The organism is Paenibacillus sp. FSL H7-0331 (genome assembly GCF_001956045.1).
In genome coordinates this window covers 1-16,653 of sequence record NZ_MRTH01000070.1, presented here as the reverse complement: position 1 = coordinate 16,653, position 16,653 = coordinate 1, and the positions used below count along the sequence as shown (strand labels likewise).

Here is a 16,653-nt window from a genome sequence, read left to right as displayed (position 1 = left end):
CTGTTATACAGGACAACGAAATCCTGCGAATGAGTGAGTATATGTGAGATAAACCCTTAAAACCGAGGGACGGGCAGTAATATTCAGTAAGTAGACTCCTTTAAATACCTTATTATGGTATAATAAATCCTCAAGTCTTTAACTAAATCCCTATTTGGAGGTTCCTATGAACACAAGACCAAAGTCGGACGAATATCTACCTAAATATGAGCAATATATCCGCTTGGTGCCAGATGGGAATTTGGTGGATATTTTGCGAAACCTGCATGACCAGTCACTGTTGTTGTTGAAAGATCTATCTGAAGAACAGGGCGTTTTCCAATATGCTGAAGGGAAATGGGCACTTAAAACCGTAGTAGGACATATTACTGATGTCGAGCGGTTATGGAACTATCGAATTCTTCGTATCGCACGCGGTGACGCACGGGAATTACCTGGTTATGACCGTGATACCTTCGCAAAGTTAGCGTCTTTTGACGACTTAGCATTGGCAGAGGTACTTGTGGATTTTTCCGCAGTCCGACAATCCACGCTTACTCTTATAGGGAATCTGCGAGAGGAAGCCTTTCTTCGTAGTGGAGAGTTTAATGGTCACCCATTGTCCGCACGTGCGGCTGCCTTTATCATAGCTGGTCATGAAACTCACCATATGAACGTTATTAAGACAAAATATCTACATAAATGAATATCAAGTGTAGCAGGTGGATTTAAGCCATATTATACGAACTTGGAACTCACCAAATGATGCAAAAAGCAAGTGTCCATTGTTAAGCTAATGTTGACGTTAGTTCAATCAAATAGCGGCAGTCTAGGACTTTTTTTGCAGTCCAGGGCTGCCGCTGTGACTATATTATTCAAGCCAGTAGTACTATTATCGATTGAAATCGACCCAAAGGCCGAAGGACACCCTTTCTTCAATTTATAAAACAAAAAGAAGCCGTTTCTTGGTAAAATGGAGGTACCACTCAACCATTTTACGAAAGTAACGGTTTTTTTGTACATTCAATATGCCATGGGTCAACTCTGATTCTTTCTAATAGGGGGAGTACCAGCGTTGCTGATACCACCCGCAAATGTATGTAAAAATATGTAATGTACGCTGAATTTTTCAGTGTTGCGGAGCCGCTTAGCTTATGGTGAGCGTCAAATAGCCCCCACCTAGCGGTGGGAGTGGACTTGGGATTGTAGTCATTTGTTTATAAGACAGGATATGTCCATAATGAATAAGTTCATAAATATATCTCACCTGTATGTTATCGTCCAACATTAACGATCTTCCTTACCCAGGTTGGCTCACTCGTCGCCGCCCGTACGAGGCAGTCAGCACAGTCTGAGAAGGGAAGCGGCAGGAACGGAGCGATGCGGGCTGAGGGATCTGCCGTATATTTCAAAGTGGCAGCCACGTCACGAAGTCCGGCCGGTCGTACAATAACCCAATCTAGGTCGCTCTGTTGCACCGCACGCTCGGCAATGGCCTTGTCCTTGATCGCCTTCGAGAAGATGCGCCGGTTAATGCGTATTGCCCACCGATTGACTGCGGAAAGTTCTTTCCCGTCGCTCAGACCAATGCCGCTCTGCATGACTAGGCGCTTAACTCCAGCACGCTGACAGGCCACAAGGATATTCGGGATTCCCTCCGACATGACGGTACCCGGCGAGAAGTTTGCCGCAAGGATATTCGGGATTCCCTGCGACATGAAGGTACCCGGCGAGAAGTTTTTGGTTGGACCTATGCAACTGATTACCACATCTGTACCGGCAATGGCTTTGGCCATACTCGACGCGTCGAATACATCCCCCTGCCGGGTGCTGAGCCGCTCTGCGGGTGTGATGACTTCCGGCCGGCGAGCCACGGCTACAACCTCATGTCCCAATTCAAGTGCTCGCTCCATCACTTTCCTCCCAGTGGCCCCTGTTGCTCCAATAACCGCGATTTTCATTGAGATGTTCCTCCTTCGATTGGTGATCATGATTAACTCTATCCGCTTACGTGCACATAAAATGCACATTAGTGTATTAAGAAGCAACTATGTATAATTGTAAACAGAAATAGAAAGTTTACAATTAATAAAAAGGCAGGTTCCGTGCATTAGTTCACAAATCCTTTATAATTGTGTATTTATTTTTAGGAAAGCTGGTGATTCTCAAGTGTCAAAGATGGATCGAAGGATACGCAAATCCCAAGAAGCAATGAAAACGGCTGTTATTGAACTGATGATTGAAAAAAATTTTGATCAGATTACGATACAAGATATTTCCGACAGGGCAGATGTTAGCCGAAGAACCATCTATCTTCACTACACGGACAAATTTGATCTTCTGGATAAGCTCATCGAAGAACATATTGACGAGCTGCGGGAACTCTGCGATTCCGCAGGCAATGACGCCGATTATATGGAAGCGGTGTTGTTATGGTTCAAGTATTTTGAGAGTCATTATTTATTCTTCTCCGCGATGTTAGCGAGTAAAGGGGGTTCTTTTTTCCGCAATCGATTCCTTGAGTTTTTTCTCCAAGAGTTAAAGAAGAAAGAGAACGATATGCCCGAAGGGAGCAATCAAGGATTAACTGATGGTGAGGATGTTGATATTCAATTTTTAGGGGCGGCTATCGTAGGGGTAATGGAATGGTGGTTCAAGAATGGAAAGCCTCACGCTCCTTCCTTCATGGCTCAACGATTGGGATCATTGCTTGAACGGAATCTTGAAGCTGATTTCCCGCTTACATGAAGGAAACTTCTATGCTACATCCAATTACCGAATGGTAAGTAAACTGTTAGTATGTCATGCGTGAGGTCTTCTGAATCTCGATTATGAGGGTCTTTCCTTGGCTTCAACAGGAGTGAGATAGTCCAACGTCCCGTGAATTCGATGATGGTTAAACCAGTGAAAATAATCACTTAATTCCACAGCTAGCTGTTCAGAGCTTAAGAAATAATCAGGATTAGCGAATTCCGTTTTAAAAACCTTATACATGGCTTCAGCAACAGCATTGTCGAAGGGGCATCCCTTTTGGCTTAGTGAACGTTCAATTCTAAATGTATGTAACGCCTGGGATATGCGAATCACATTTACTTTCGTCCTATGATCAGCTCTGCTTGCTTTAAAATATCGTTTTCATCATTAGCCGTTGATTTTCTTTACGAAGGGTGATGAGCACTTTTTCTTCAGGAGTACGATTGGCCTTCTCCATAAACGATCCTGAGTTTTGACTTTGTTTAATCCATCGATCTAAGGCTGATGCACTCAAATTTACTAGCCCTCAATTCATCTGTCCAACTTACTGTATCCGATCCAGAATATAGACCTACAAGTTCTAAAATAATCATGAAAATGCCCTTGTAAAAACTTTAAAATGCCCCTTTGATAAATTATTTTTCTTAAAGTATATTTTCATGTAAACGAATACAAAGGATATTAGATTTTCCAACTCGTAACAAAAGAATAATTGTCATTACTATTTTCTACCTAAGATACTTTGGTAGCGTCGAGGCATCTTGGCGGGTACAATAGTTAGAGAAAGAAAGTAGAGCGCAAAAGTTGGATAGGAAGGATGCTTTTATGATAAGAAACATGAGGTTCCAAAATAAATTATTGGTAGGTTACCTTCTGGCATGTGTAATTCCGCTGCTTGGTGTTAGTTCCATTATTTTCCACCAATCGGCAGCGGGGCTTGAGGATTCCTCCCAAGAATTCGCCTCTCTGTATACGTCCCAAATCAGAACTACTTTGAACGAATTCATCAAAGAATATGACACGGTCACGAAGTCGGTACTGGTCGAAAACGAATTGATCTACAGGATCGGAGAAGAGCCAAGTTTGCCCATGGACGAGTTGATTATTCAAAAATTTGCTGTCCAGCGGATACTGATGCGGGTTGCGTTGCTCAAATCGGAGATCAGTACCGTGATGTTGATCAGTCGCGATAACAGCGTGTATCAATATACCAGTACAACAAGTAGAGTGAATGAGAACATGTTGTTATCCCGTGAGTGGTACAAGCGGCTCCGCAATTCGGATGATACGTTTTTTATTACCGGGTTACATGACCGTTCCTATTATGAGGATAAAGGGGCAGGAGCCGTAGTGACGGTAGGAAGGGTACTGTTCAGTTCAGACGGGGCATATGCGGGCATACTTCTCATCGATCTGGATCCTTTTACACTGCTGCAGCTTGATCATGATTTTGTCTTGGCTCGGGATAAATATGGCATGAGTGTCGTCATAAGCAATCGACAAAGAGAAATCGTCTATCATTCCGACGCCGCCAGCGGCCGTTTATCCTGGCAGCAGGTGCTTGAATCCGGAGTAGAGTACAACAAGGATGACGGCAGCTATGACCGAATTATTTTATCGGGAATCACCTCACAGGGAAATCTGTTTATCAAAACAGAAATTCCGCGCTCGAAGCTGCTGCAGAAAATTAATCAGATCAAAGGAATGACGGTGATCGTGATCCTGATGAGCTGTCTGGTCATAACCTGCATCTCACTTGGTTTAAGCTATACGATCACAAGACCTATTAAAGCGCTCCGTAGAAGTATGAAGCAGGCAGAAGCAGGCCAATACTTGCCCATAGAGAAAGAGCAGGCCAATGACGAGATCGGAAGTCTGGTGAACAGTTACAACAAAATGATTATAACGATCCGAACCTTAATTGAAGACGTGTATATCGCGGAGATCAAGCAGCGTCAAGCTAAATTCATCGCACTTCAAAATCAGATCAACCCCCACATGTTGTACAATACCTTGGAATCCATCCGCATGAAGGCGTTGATGAAAGATGATGAGGAGACAGCCAGTATGATTAAAATTCTGGCTCGCATGTTTAGGCTAGCTTTAGGTAAAGAGGGCAGACATCATTCGGTGAAGCATGAATTGGATTATACGATCAATTACTTAGAACTTCAAAACATCCGGTTTGATAATATGTTCAGACTAGATATCAGAATCCCAGATGAGATACTGAATTGCACCATCATCCCGCTGATATTTCAGCCTATTGTGGAGAACAGTATCAACCATGGATTTGAGGACTACAGTCGGCCCATGAATATCGATATTGAAGGCGTCTGGACGGAAGATGGGGAAATCTTAATCCGGATAACGGATGACGGGGGCGGTATTTCTTTGGAGAAACAAAAAGAACTGATTGCAGTACTGGAGGATGCTCAATCGGACAAATATAAACTCGAAGAAACCGATGCACCGGAGCGAAACGGGTTAGGTCTTAAAAATATCGCCGAACGTATCAAACTCCATTATGGTGATCGGTATTATGTGACGATTCGTCCTGCGGTTGATCGTGGAACGACGGTCGAATTCTTAATCCCTAAGCTTTAGGTCAATGTTAGGCACGATAATAGAAGGAGAGGTGCATTGGGATGAGGTTGATCTTGGTTGATGACGAGAAAGGCATAGTAGAAGGTCTCAAAAAAATGATAAGCCGCTATATACCGGAATGCGAGGTCGTCGGCGCAGCTTATAATGGTTTGGAGGGGTTCAAAATAATTCAAAAACTGCAGCCGGACATTGTCATTACGGATATTCAAATGCCACAGTCTGACGGCCTTGACATGATAAAAATGCTGAAAGACAAGGGCAGTCAGACTAAATTCATTCTGTTAAGTGGTTATGCCGACTTCGAATATGCTCGAAGAGGCATTCAACTGGGAGTGCAGTTTTACCTCAATAAGCCGGTTGAGGAAGAGGAGCTACGCGACTGCATTTATCAGGTCATAGAGGTGGTACGTGCGGACAGGGCCAAGCTACAGGAAGTGGACGAATTAAAGCAAGAGGTTCACAGCCGTATGCAAGAGAGCGCCTTGCGGGATGTCCTAGATGTCGACAGCGAAAATTCGGAACTTATGGAAGAACTGCTTCAGATTGCGCGAATTCCAACAGAGGGTGTCTGGTTCGCTTGTATCTTGCTTGAATTCGACGGCAACGTCGATGCTTTGAAGGAATTTAGTCTTCAGCAGGTGTACGGGCAAATCGATCTGGCCCTGGGGCAGTACCGTGGAGTGTATCGGTTTCGTTATTCGGGTGCCCAAGTAGCAGTGGTGGTTACCCAAGGCAGTTCCATCGAGTATGGAAATCTGGTTCGTTCGGTACAACGTCTTAAGGAGGAGGTCTACCGGGAATTGGAACTGTCCATGACTGTCGGAATAGGTACGGTTCAGAAACGGGCCACTGGAATCAGCCAGTCTTTTGAGGAAGCCCGTTATGCATTAAGCTATAAAGTCGTCAAGGGGGCTGCCGCCGTGATCCAATTTCCCGAGATCATGAATCTGACAGGACGGATTCACCCTGTTCCTGAAGTGATGATAGCTAAATTGGAAGCTGGTCTCGACAACATGGACGAGATGGAATGTGTAGGTATCATCCGCGAGATCTTTCGAGGGATGGAAGCCGAACCAGACATGAGCCCGGCAGATCTCCAGCTACAGTGTTTGAACATCCTTCTATCAAGTGTTCGGAAGATGTCCTTTCAGCAGCTGCAGCAAAACGATTTCTTAGGCCGTCATATTTTGTCACTAGAGGGCATTTCGCGGTTCCGGACGTTAGAGCGTCTAGAGGAATGGATGGTTCAAGTCATCAGAAGAATAATTACGTTCAAGCTGGAGCATAATATTCCCAAGAAAAAGGACATTATCACTGAGGTTAAGGAATACGTATCTACACATTACAATGAACCGATCACACTAGCAGATCTAGCTGGACGTTTTTTCATCAGCCCCTATTATTTAAGCCAGTTTTTCAAACAAAAGACGGGGGATACTTATATGAATTTTTTGACGCAGACCCGAATTGGTAAAGCGAAAGAACTGCTGGAGAAGACAGATTTGAAAGTGTACGAGATCTGCCAGATGGTAGGATACTCGGATACTCAGCATTTTGCGCGACTGTTCGAGAAACTGACAGGGTGCAAACCCAGGGAATACCGCAAGAACCTACCGAGTGTTTAATCGGTACTTAGCCACTCCATATAGGAGTGGTTTTCAATTTATTCTATAAAATCACCTTGTTTAAACTTAAAAATGCCCAATTGAGCAATGTATACTCTAGTTGTATAGTTATACTGTAAGCGAATTCAACAACTAGATATTGGGGGAATCAAATTGAAAGCAGTTGCATTTCATCGAATGAAGGTTTTTTGGCCGTTGTATGTGATGGCGATTCCGGGAATCATTTTTCTCATCGTATTCAAATACATTCCGCTGGCCGGTGCTGTAATCGCCTTCAAGGACTATTCGGTTTTCAAAGGGTTTATCGATAGTCCCTGGGTAGGTCTCAAGCATTTTAGGACCCTGTTTCACCATCTTGACTTCTTCCGAGTGTTCGGCAACACGCTGATGCTTGGTTTTCTCAAGCTCGTATTGGTCTTCCCGATGCCCGTTGTACTGGCGCTGATGATCAACGAGATTCGAAAATCGGCGCTGAAGAAAGGGATCCAGACTGCTCTGTACATTCCACATTTTTTGTCTTGGGTCATTGTTGCTGGTATCATCTTCGATTTCTTTTCATTAAGCGGATTGTTCAACATTGTAATCGGGTGGTTTGGATTTGAACCCCTGCTGGCAATGCAGGAAAGCGCATACTTTCGGCCTGTTTACGTGATCGCATCCATGTGGAGGGATGCCGGTTGGGGAACGGTAGTGTATATGGCCGCGATCAGCGCGATCGACCCTCAACTCTATGAATCGGCGATGATTGACGGCGCGTCCAAGTTCCGGCAAATTCGTCACATTACGTTTCCACTTCTTTTACCTACCGTGCTGATACTGTTCCTGCTTGAAATCGGTAACTTCTTGGATCTGGGCTTTGATCAAGTGTTCAATCTGCTCACCCCGATGACCTATAGTGTAGGAGATATCCTGGATACGTACGTGTTCCGGACAGGCATTCAGCAAGCGCAGTACAGCTTTGCGACGGCGGTAGGGTTGTTCCAGTCGATAATTGGATTTATCCTGGTGTACGTCTTCAATAGGCTGTCGAAGAAAGTTTCGGATGGGGGGCTCTGGTAAGACATGTTTGAATCGAGAGGGGAAAAAGTATTCGTCACTGCCATTACAGTATCACTCATCCTGCTGTCCATCATAGCGCTCATACCGCTTCTATCGGTGATCTCCACCTCGCTTAGCTCCAAAAGTGCTGTGGATATGAACTTGGTAACGATATGGCCGAAGCAATTTACGTTAGACTCCTGGGGGAACATCATCGATCGTCCCGATCTGTGGAAATCGTTCTTCTTGACCTTGGGTTCGACGGTGATCGGAACACTTTTGGCTCTGCTAATGACCGCTTTGCTTGCTTACCCATTGTCGAAGCCAGAGTTCCGCTGGGGGCCAGTGATTATGATAGGCATCGTAATTGCGATGATCTTCAAGGCGCCTATCGTGCCTTACTTCCTGACGGTTCGTGGCATCGGACTTTATAATAATCCGCTGGTTCTGATCGTACCGCATATACTGAATCCGTTCAATCTAATCATCATGAGAACCTTCTTCAAGCAATTCTCCAAAGAATTGGAAGAAGCTGCCTTCCTTGAGGGCAGCGGATATTTCCGGATGCTGTTCCAATTCGTGCTTCCGCTGTCCAAGGCGGTATTGGCTACACTGGCTCTATTCTATGGTGTGGTGCTATGGAACCAGTTCCAGCATCCTCTCCTTTTCCTGCAAGATCCGAACTGGTTCCCGCTGCAGATCAAGATCCGGCAGTTCATCACCGACGATAATGTTATTATGGCGGGTGCCGCTTCAACGGTTGATCTGAACTATAACGAGCGGACCTTAAGAGCAGCGACCGTAATCTTTGCTATCATTCCGATCATTTTGGTGTATCCTTTCTTGCAGAAATACTTTGTCAAAGGAGCCATGATCGGCTCTGTAAAAGGGTAAAACATCCTTTCCGGTTTATAGGCAAGCTGCCTTAAACATATATCATTACCATTAAGAGGGGGAAAAAAAATGGATTTCAAAAAAATGGGGTTATTATCAGCTGCTGGTGTCCTTGCGATCACCGCTGTCACCGGCTGCAGCGGAAACACGAACTCTTCCGTAGGTTCTTCATCTTCTACCCAGAATCAGACCGCCAATGCAGATGAAATTGTCGATATTGAAGTGTGGGGCACCAACATCGGTTATAAACCGATCACCAAAGGCAGCAAGCTGTATGAATTATATAAGGAAAAGCTTGGTGTCGGCGTCATCCATCCCTATGTGGAGTGGAACGGAGGCACTAATTACCTGAATCAGTTGAACCTGAAAATCGCAGCTAACGAAATGCCGGACCTGTTCTTACCCAAGGAAGGCATCGAAAACAGTCTGGCTAAAAACGGCGCGATTGCCGACCTGACTGACCTGTTGCCCAAGTATGCCCCGAACCTATGGCAAGCCGTTCCGAAGGAAATGTGGGATATTGTCAAGGCCAACGACCCTACTGGTCAGGGGAGAATTTATTATATCCCCGGTGTGGTGGACTACGGGAGATACGCTGGCATGATCCGCAAGGATTGGCTGGACAAAGTGGGCCTGCCGATGCCGAAGACGCAAGAGGATTATGTCAAGGTTCTAGAGGCATTCAGGGACAAGGATCCCAATGGCAACGGCCAGAAGGATGAGCTTCCGACGGGTGGACGTCAGGAGGCGCGTTGGATGGATCATCTGTTCGCCATGTACGGTGTGGCCATGTTCGAAGGGAATCCCCAATGGGACCTGTACGACGGCAAGCTTTCATATTCAGCGGTGACGCCGAATATGAAAGCCGCCTTGGAGTTCATCGCCAAGCTGTACAAGGACGGATTATTGGATAAGGAAACGCTCCTTAACGACAAGGCCAAGTGGGACGGAAAAGTTAACGGCGGAAGAGCAGGCAGTTTCTTCCATTGGGCGGAAACGAGCAATTTATATATGGAAAATACGTTCAAGAACACTGGTGTGAAACCTGACTTTGCTGTCCTCCCCGTACCGGAAGTCCCGGGCTTCAAAGGTTTTTACACCTGGAAGAGGTTTTTAGAACCGCAATGGGTTGTCAAGAACACCAAGGATCAGAAGAAGTTGATGGCCACCCTGAAGCTGTTGAACAACATGTATGACAAGAAAAATTGGAACGCTCTATTCCTTGGCGTGGAAGGTATGCATCATACGATGAAGGACGGCAAACCCGTCAAACTTCCGGATGACAAGAGTAGTCAGGAGAATCTGGTTCTTGATCCTTATTCAAAAATATCCACACTTGACTTCATGACCGAATTAAACAAAATTACAGCGTCGGAAGACAGAATGTGGGCTGTTGATCAGGTTAACCGAAATATGCAAGAGGCTCAGAAGTACGCCAAGACCATTGCCGGAGACGGTATGCCGGCCAGCGTTTATGACGGCTTCCCGGACATTAACAATCGTACGCTGTACGTGGAATACGCTACCAAAATTATTCTCGGGCAATACCCGATCAGCAAATTCGATGAATTTGTAGATAAGTGGAACAAATCGGGTGGCGAAGAAGTAACGAAGCGCGCTAGAGAATGGTATGCGAAAGTGAAAAAATAATAAATTTTTCGAACAAGATGATCCGCCCGTCTTCGAATCGAAGCCGGGCGGATATTTTCATCCAGGCTGCAGGCATTGGATGAATGAACCTAAGTTGAAGCAGGAGGCTATTATGGGCAATCGTCTAAAGGAAGTGCTTGAGGGTCAAGAACATAATTATATCCTTCCTTTTCTCTGGCAGCATGGCGAGGAAGAGAAGGTGATTCGTGAGGAGATGGTCCGTGTTCATGAAGCCGGAATCGGGGCCATTTGTGTGGAGGCTCGGCCTCATCCAGATTTTCTTGGACCGAAATGGTGGGCGGACATGGACATTATTATGGAGGAAGCCCGGAATCGGGGTATGAAGGTATGGTTGCTTGATGATGACCATTTTCCAACGGGAAATGCGGCAGGCAAAGTAAAGGAAGCTCCGGAAGAGCTTCATCGCAAATTTTTGGGTGAACGTTATATCGATACGCTCGGTCCTGCGCAAGGAACCTCTCTGCTGCTGGATACCTTGCTGATGCGTGGGCTTCGACCGACCATCTCGCAGCCCCAAAACGCAAGTGGCAAAAATAAATTAATTTCCGTTGTCGCGGTACGCCGAGATCCATCCAATGGAACATTACTCAGTGAATGTACCGACATTACTGACCTTGTGCAAGACGGGATCTTATATTGGGATATCCCGGAAGGGTATTGGCGAGTATTTATTATTTCTGAAAATAAGGATGGCGGCAGCCAGCAGCAGGAAGATTATCTGAACCCGCTAGATCGGGATTCCGTTCGTATTCTGCTCGATACGGTATATGAGGCTGTGTATGAACGATACAAGGCCGATTTCGGAAAGACATTTGCCGGATTCTTTTCGGACGAACCCGGATTCTACAATGATAAGACAACCTTTGACTTCAATTCGAAGCCCGGAAAAAAAGGGGTGCCGCTTCCTTGGAGCAGTGAAATGTCAGATTTGCTTGAGCAGGCGTTAGGAGGGGACTACCGTAAGTACCTGCCACTCCTCTGGCATGATGCGGGAGAACAGACCAATATCGTACGGTACACCTATATGAATATTGTCAGCAAGCTCTACGCGGACAACTTTTGCAGCCAAATCGGAGAGTGGTGCAGAACCCGCGGAGTAGAATACATTGGACATGTACTTGAAGACAACAACGTGCATGCAAGGCTTGGCTCCGGCGCCGGACACTTCTTCCGTTCAATGTGGGGACAAGACATGTCGGGTCTTGATGTGGTGCTGTGGCAGATTGTCCCCGGCTTCGATGAATTGTCTTTTAGCAAGCCGGGAGGCGATACGGATAGTGAATTTTTCCACTATGGCCTCGCTAAGCTTGGTGTATCGCTTGGACACATCGATCCGAAAAAACAAGGCCGGACGATGTGTGAAGTGTATGGGGCATATGGCTGGGCGGAAGGCTTGAAACTAATGAAATGGATCACAGACCATATGTTGGTTCGCGGAGTCAATTATTTTGTCCCGCATTCTTTTACCCAGAAAGCTTTTCCGGATCCGGATTGCCCGCCGCATATGTATGCAAGCGGGAAAAATCCGCAGTACCGCTACTACAAGTATTTAAATGGGTATATGAATCGGATGTGCCACCTGATTTCAGGCGGAAGGCATGTGGCGACAGCTGCAGTCATATATCACGCTGAAGCCGAGTGGTCTGGAGATTCTATGTATTTTCATAAGCCTGTAAAGGAATTAATGCAGCATCAAATTGACTGCGATGTTCTTCCCGTAGATATTCTTCTGGATGCGGCCAACGTGAAAGATGGCAAGCTGCAGGTAAATATCGAAGCTTATGAATGTCTGGTCGTGCCCTATGCCGAAGCGCTTCCGACAGCGATGGTTCGACGTTTGGCTCAGCTTGCCGAGCAAGGATTAGCCGTTCGTTTTATAAACGAATTGCCCTCACGTTCGAGCGAAGGCAAAGATGTCTCTGCTGAACTGTCTCTCCTTGCCAATCACAGGCACGTTAAGGTAGTGCCATTAGACAAGCTGTCACAAGAACTTATTGCAGACGGATATTATGATATTAGACTTGCCAAAAACGAACCCTATCTTCGGCACTATCACTATCTTCATGATGGTTTGGATGTTTTTATGTTTTTTAATGAACACCCGCATCAAACCATCAAAACGAAGATGGATTTGCCGGTCCAGGGCAATGTATATGCCTATGATGCCTTCCTGAATCGGTTGACCAAGCTGGATGTAAATGGGGATACTGATGTGACTGAGGTGCAGCTTGTCATTCATCCGTATGAATCCGTTGTTTTGCTCCATGGAGCAGATTTGGAAGGTTATGACACGTTGCCGCCATATACATTGGGGTCGGATCTTGAACTTAAAGGCGAATGGACTGTATCCACCACCCAATCCGAACAATATCCTCGATTTAGGGAATGGGGAAAACTGGCGACTTTAACGAATATGAGTCGGCCTGACTGCTTGCCCCGTTTTACGGGAACCTTCCGTTATGAGACGGACTTCGAGTGGAGTGAATCCAGTAGCCGAGTTTTGCTGGAGCTGGGTGAGGTCTATGAAACGGCAGAAGTATGGTTAAATGGCGAGCACGTTGGAGTGCGAATTTGTCCGCCCTACTGCTTGGAAATCAATGGGTTGATCAAGAAGGGCATCAACAAGCTTGTCATCGAAGTTACGAATACGCTAGTGAAGGATCAACGCGACTTCTTATCCTCCTTCGCACAGCAGGAGCCAAGCGGGCTCATTGGACCCGTTCAAGTGACCAGTATTAAATAAGTAAAATGGACGGCAGTTCCGAATGGATTCCTATGGAGTTTCGCAACAGCGACGCATCAGATTGACGGGGAGACCACTGAAAAATTCCACAAAATCAAAGTGCAACTTTTACACAATTTATGTGTGTGAAAGTTGCTTTTTTGTATAATCAAGGTATTAGGTGAGCAGCGATTGGACTAAAGGGCTGTAAAGAAAGGTTTTTATTTTATTGCAAATGCAACAAAAATATTATAATATTATTTAAAATACTGGTTAATAAAAAAAGATGGAGTTGCATATATGAAGGAAATCCTACGCGAAATTGGAATGATTGCCAGGGCATTAGATTCTATAAGCAATATTGAATTTAAAGAATATGACCTTACAAAAGGACAGTATTTGTACCTTGTCCGAATATGTGAAAACCCAGGAATAATTCAAGAAAAGTTAGCTGAAATGATTAAAGTAGACCGAACAACCGCAGCTCGTGCAATAAAAAACCTTGAAATTAATGGCTTTATTGAAAAGAGAGATGATGAACATAACAAAAAAATAAATAAACTGTTTCCAACTGAAAAAGGGGAAAGTGTATTTCCTTTTATCAAAAGAGAAAATGATCATTCGAATAGTGTAGCATTAGCGGGATTTTCCGAAAAAGAAGCAGAAACCATTTTTCATCTGCTTCAAAGAGTTAGAAAAAATATAGAAATTGACTGGGAATTTGTAAAAAAGGGAAACAAGAGAGATTATTGATTTAATATAAAGGAGCTATATTTAAAATGACTATAAAAATAAAAAAGTGCAGCCTTGAAGATTTACAAATACTTCAACAATTAAGTATGGAAACATTCAACGATACATTTAAAGATCAGAATTCACCTGAAAATATGAAAGCCTACTTGGAAAGAGCATTTAACTCTAAACAGTTGGAAAAGGAATTGTCCAATATTTCTTCAGAAGTCTTTCTCATCTGTTTCAATGAAGAACTTGCTGGATATTTAAAGGTCAATATTAATGATGCCCAATCCGAAAAAATGGGTGATGAGTCACTCGAAATTGAGAGGATTTATATTAGATACAAATTTCAAGGAAAAGGGCTTGGAAAGTACCTGCTAAACAAAGTGGTGGAAATAGCCATTAGACAGAACAAAAAGATGATCTGGCTGGGCGTTTGGGAAAAGAATGAGAGCGCAATTGTCTTTTATAAAAAAATGGGTTTTATTCAAACTGGAGCTCACTCTTTTTATATGGGTGATGAAGAACAAATTGATTATATAATGACCAAAACACTGATATGAAGAGCGATGACAGATTGGTACAGTAATAATTATTTAAATTGGATCTTCTACTAGTCCGATCTTTTGCCTATTATTGGTTTATGATTAAAAACACTTATAAATTTTTAATGTATGAGAGGAGAACACCATATGTACATACCTTCACATTTTGAAATTACGGATATATCAATTGCCTATAAGATTATTAGAGAAAATAGTTTTGCTACATTGTTTTCTCAACATGATGGGACACCATATGCTACCCATTTGCCATTAATTCTCGATAAAAATCATATGTATTTATACGGGCATTTTGCTCGTCCAAATCCTCAATGGAAAGACATTAGGAATCAAATTGTGTTAGCGGTATTTCATGGTCCTCATTGTTATATCTCTCCTTCTTGGTATGAGACGAATAAGGCAGTTCCAACATGGAACTATGTGACCGTTCATGTATACGGGGATGTCGAACTTATAGATGACGAAAATGAGTTAATGGTTTCCTTAACCGATATGGTATTGAAGTACGAGACCCCTAATAGTTCCTACAGGTTGCAGGATATAGACCCCGACTTTCTAAGTGGTTTGAATAAAGGAGTTCAGGGCTTTAAAATGAAAATTAACAGAATAGAAGGGAAAGCAAAGTTAAGCCAAAACCATTCAATACAACGACAGGAATTGGTTATTCAACAGCTAGAGAAGATCGAAAATACAGACGAGCAAAAAATTTCTTCTCTTATGAAACAAAATCCTAGGTCATTTAGCTAAGGGGACACGCTAGCTCAATTAGCCGTATATATTACTTTGCCGGCATGGGCTAGCAATAAGTCTTTAACCAGTACGAGTCGTAATACAAACTCCATCAGCCTGTCATGGAGCGGAGCAGAACCGGGAACAGTCTGTATATTTCCGCTTCAGAACCGTTCTTCTAATATATGCTGACACAAAAGAGTAAGTAAACTAATCATCTTCGTCAAACAAGCTTAGTAGGTGCATGTGGACCTTCTAAGCTTGTTTTATTGAACTTTGAGTTGTTCTATATTTCTTTGACACCTCTCACTCACTTTTATAAGATGTAATGCCCAAAACTGACTGCAATGAATATTCCCTGAGGAGGATCGATTTGTTGTTTCAAGTTACTGGCTTACAATCTGTTCGAGCGCCTAAGGCGAAATCCAGTTAAATTCATGAAAATGACCGGGCCCACTCCTGTGGGGTAGTTGCATCAAAATTGGCTACTGGAACCATTTCAACATCGATATCCCCCATATAACACCATTTAATTTCAGCATTACTATGGGCTTCCGTAATACAGGATTCATTCTATTTCATACAAGAATCGACAGCATAGTATGATAACCTTTTTTAATTTAATGAATTATAATTTACACATGGTACAAAATGTATCAAAATTATTGAAGATACAGTTAGTATCGTAAATCTATTAAGTAGGTTAAGAGTCAACATTTACTTAAGCAACTGCTTATGGACAACCGGACTCTGTGTTTTTTGGCCTATCCTTATGAGGGTGGAGGTGAACATATTGGAAAAGTATAACTAGGATTGAGTGATGTCATGAGCTATCGATATTTAGTAGTAATTTCACCGTTGTTGTATCTTGTTGATAAGAGTAATACAAGAACCATGTCTAGATGGGCATTCATATGGAAAACGAGCGAGAAGTGAATGGATCACTTACTTAATAATTTTATTTAAGGAGAAATAAAATGATAAATAATCTGGGACGAATGCTAGTATGTGCTTTAACTGCACTCATGTTAGGAATTCAGTCGCCCATAGTGACAATCGCAGAAGAGACGGTCACAGATGCTGCAAGTAATAAAGCTGCCTCAGGTCGTATACATACTTCACTTTCGCTCAATACAACTAAAAATGATACATTATTTGCCCAAAATGTAATGAACTCGGTCTACACAGACACAATAATTCCCTCTAGAAACGTAGTGGCAGATACGTCAAAGCCCATCATTCTTAATACCATGTATAATGCCGGCTTAGAGGTGCCGGATGGGCATTGGTTTAACGATCGAATTAGACTGAATAGCCCCGATACCGACATAAACAC

At 43.7% G+C, this 16,653-nt stretch carries 13 protein-coding genes and 2 pseudogenes; 12 read left to right on the top strand and 3 right to left on the bottom strand.

Annotation, left to right across the window (positions count from 1 at the left end; all coding sequences use genetic code 11):
• Window positions 1–166 precede the first annotated feature (166 nt).
• Window positions 167–685, top strand: coding sequence for a DinB family protein (locus BK127_RS40010; protein ID WP_076238247.1), 519 nt, complete (start codon window positions 167–169; stop codon window positions 683–685).
• A gap of 568 nt (window positions 686–1,253) precedes the next feature.
• Here BK127_RS40010 and BK127_RS40005 read toward each other — a convergent pair.
• Entirely contained in the window at window positions 1,254–1,940 is a 687-nt protein-coding gene (locus BK127_RS40005; protein WP_076238246.1) for an NAD(P)-dependent oxidoreductase, read from the bottom strand.
• Window positions 1,941–2,148: 208 nt separating this feature from the next.
• Here BK127_RS40005 and BK127_RS40000 point away from each other — a divergent pair, with 208 nt between their 5' ends.
• A complete protein-coding gene (locus BK127_RS40000; protein ID WP_076238245.1) occupies window positions 2,149–2,727 on the top strand; it encodes a TetR/AcrR family transcriptional regulator in 579 nt (192 codons plus the stop codon).
• An 81-nt stretch (window positions 2,728–2,808) separates the two neighbouring features.
• Here BK127_RS40000 and BK127_RS39995 read toward each other — a convergent pair.
• Window positions 2,809–3,039, bottom strand: a pseudogene (locus BK127_RS39995) (integrase core domain-containing protein); the annotation flags it as partial.
• 18 nt (window positions 3,040–3,057) lie between these two features.
• A pseudogene (locus tag BK127_RS46150) lies at window positions 3,058–3,238 on the bottom strand (transposase); the annotation flags it as partial.
• Between the two features lie 320 nt (window positions 3,239–3,558).
• Between BK127_RS46150 and BK127_RS39990 the strand changes: the two are divergent.
• From BK127_RS39990 to BK127_RS44615, 10 genes are all read left to right on the top strand, one after another.
• Entirely contained in the window at window positions 3,559–5,340 is a 1,782-nt protein-coding gene (locus BK127_RS39990) for a sensor histidine kinase (RefSeq protein WP_076238244.1), read from the top strand.
• 41 nt (window positions 5,341–5,381) lie between these two features.
• Window positions 5,382–6,965, top strand: coding sequence for a response regulator (locus BK127_RS39985; protein ID WP_076238243.1), 1,584 nt, complete (start codon window positions 5,382–5,384; stop codon window positions 6,963–6,965).
• 153 nt (window positions 6,966–7,118) lie between these two features.
• Window positions 7,119–8,024 carry an ABC transporter permease gene (locus tag BK127_RS39980; RefSeq protein WP_076238242.1) on the top strand — a complete coding sequence of 302 codons (906 nt, stop codon included), beginning with the start codon at window positions 7,119–7,121 and terminating at the stop codon, window positions 8,022–8,024.
• Window positions 8,025–8,027: 3 nt separating this feature from the next.
• Window positions 8,028–8,897 (top strand): carbohydrate ABC transporter permease, encoded by an 870-nt coding sequence (locus BK127_RS39975; protein ID WP_076238241.1) that lies wholly within the window; start codon window positions 8,028–8,030, stop codon window positions 8,895–8,897.
• 69 nt (window positions 8,898–8,966) lie between these two features.
• Window positions 8,967–10,547, top strand: a complete 1,581-nt coding sequence (locus BK127_RS39970; protein WP_076238240.1) for a type 2 periplasmic-binding domain-containing protein — start codon at window positions 8,967–8,969, stop codon at window positions 10,545–10,547.
• A gap of 112 nt (window positions 10,548–10,659) precedes the next feature.
• Entirely contained in the window at window positions 10,660–13,311 is a 2,652-nt protein-coding gene (locus BK127_RS39965; RefSeq protein ID WP_076238239.1) for a glycosylhydrolase-like jelly roll fold domain-containing protein, read from the top strand.
• Window positions 13,312–13,590: 279 nt separating this feature from the next.
• Complete coding sequence (locus tag BK127_RS39960; RefSeq protein ID WP_076238238.1) at window positions 13,591–14,043, top strand: MarR family winged helix-turn-helix transcriptional regulator; 453 nt, start codon at window positions 13,591–13,593, stop codon at window positions 14,041–14,043.
• A 26-nt stretch (window positions 14,044–14,069) separates the two neighbouring features.
• Window positions 14,070–14,588 (top strand): spermidine/spermine N(1)-acetyltransferase, encoded by a 519-nt coding sequence (gene paiA / locus BK127_RS39955; RefSeq protein ID WP_076238237.1) that lies wholly within the window; start codon window positions 14,070–14,072, stop codon window positions 14,586–14,588.
• A 129-nt stretch (window positions 14,589–14,717) separates the two neighbouring features.
• Complete coding sequence (locus tag BK127_RS39950) at window positions 14,718–15,335, top strand: FMN-binding negative transcriptional regulator (RefSeq protein ID WP_076238236.1); 618 nt, start codon at window positions 14,718–14,720, stop codon at window positions 15,333–15,335.
• A 959-nt stretch (window positions 15,336–16,294) separates the two neighbouring features.
• The coding region (locus tag BK127_RS44615; protein ID WP_218639077.1) for a hypothetical protein at window positions 16,295–16,653 on the top strand (359 nt) is incomplete at its 3' end.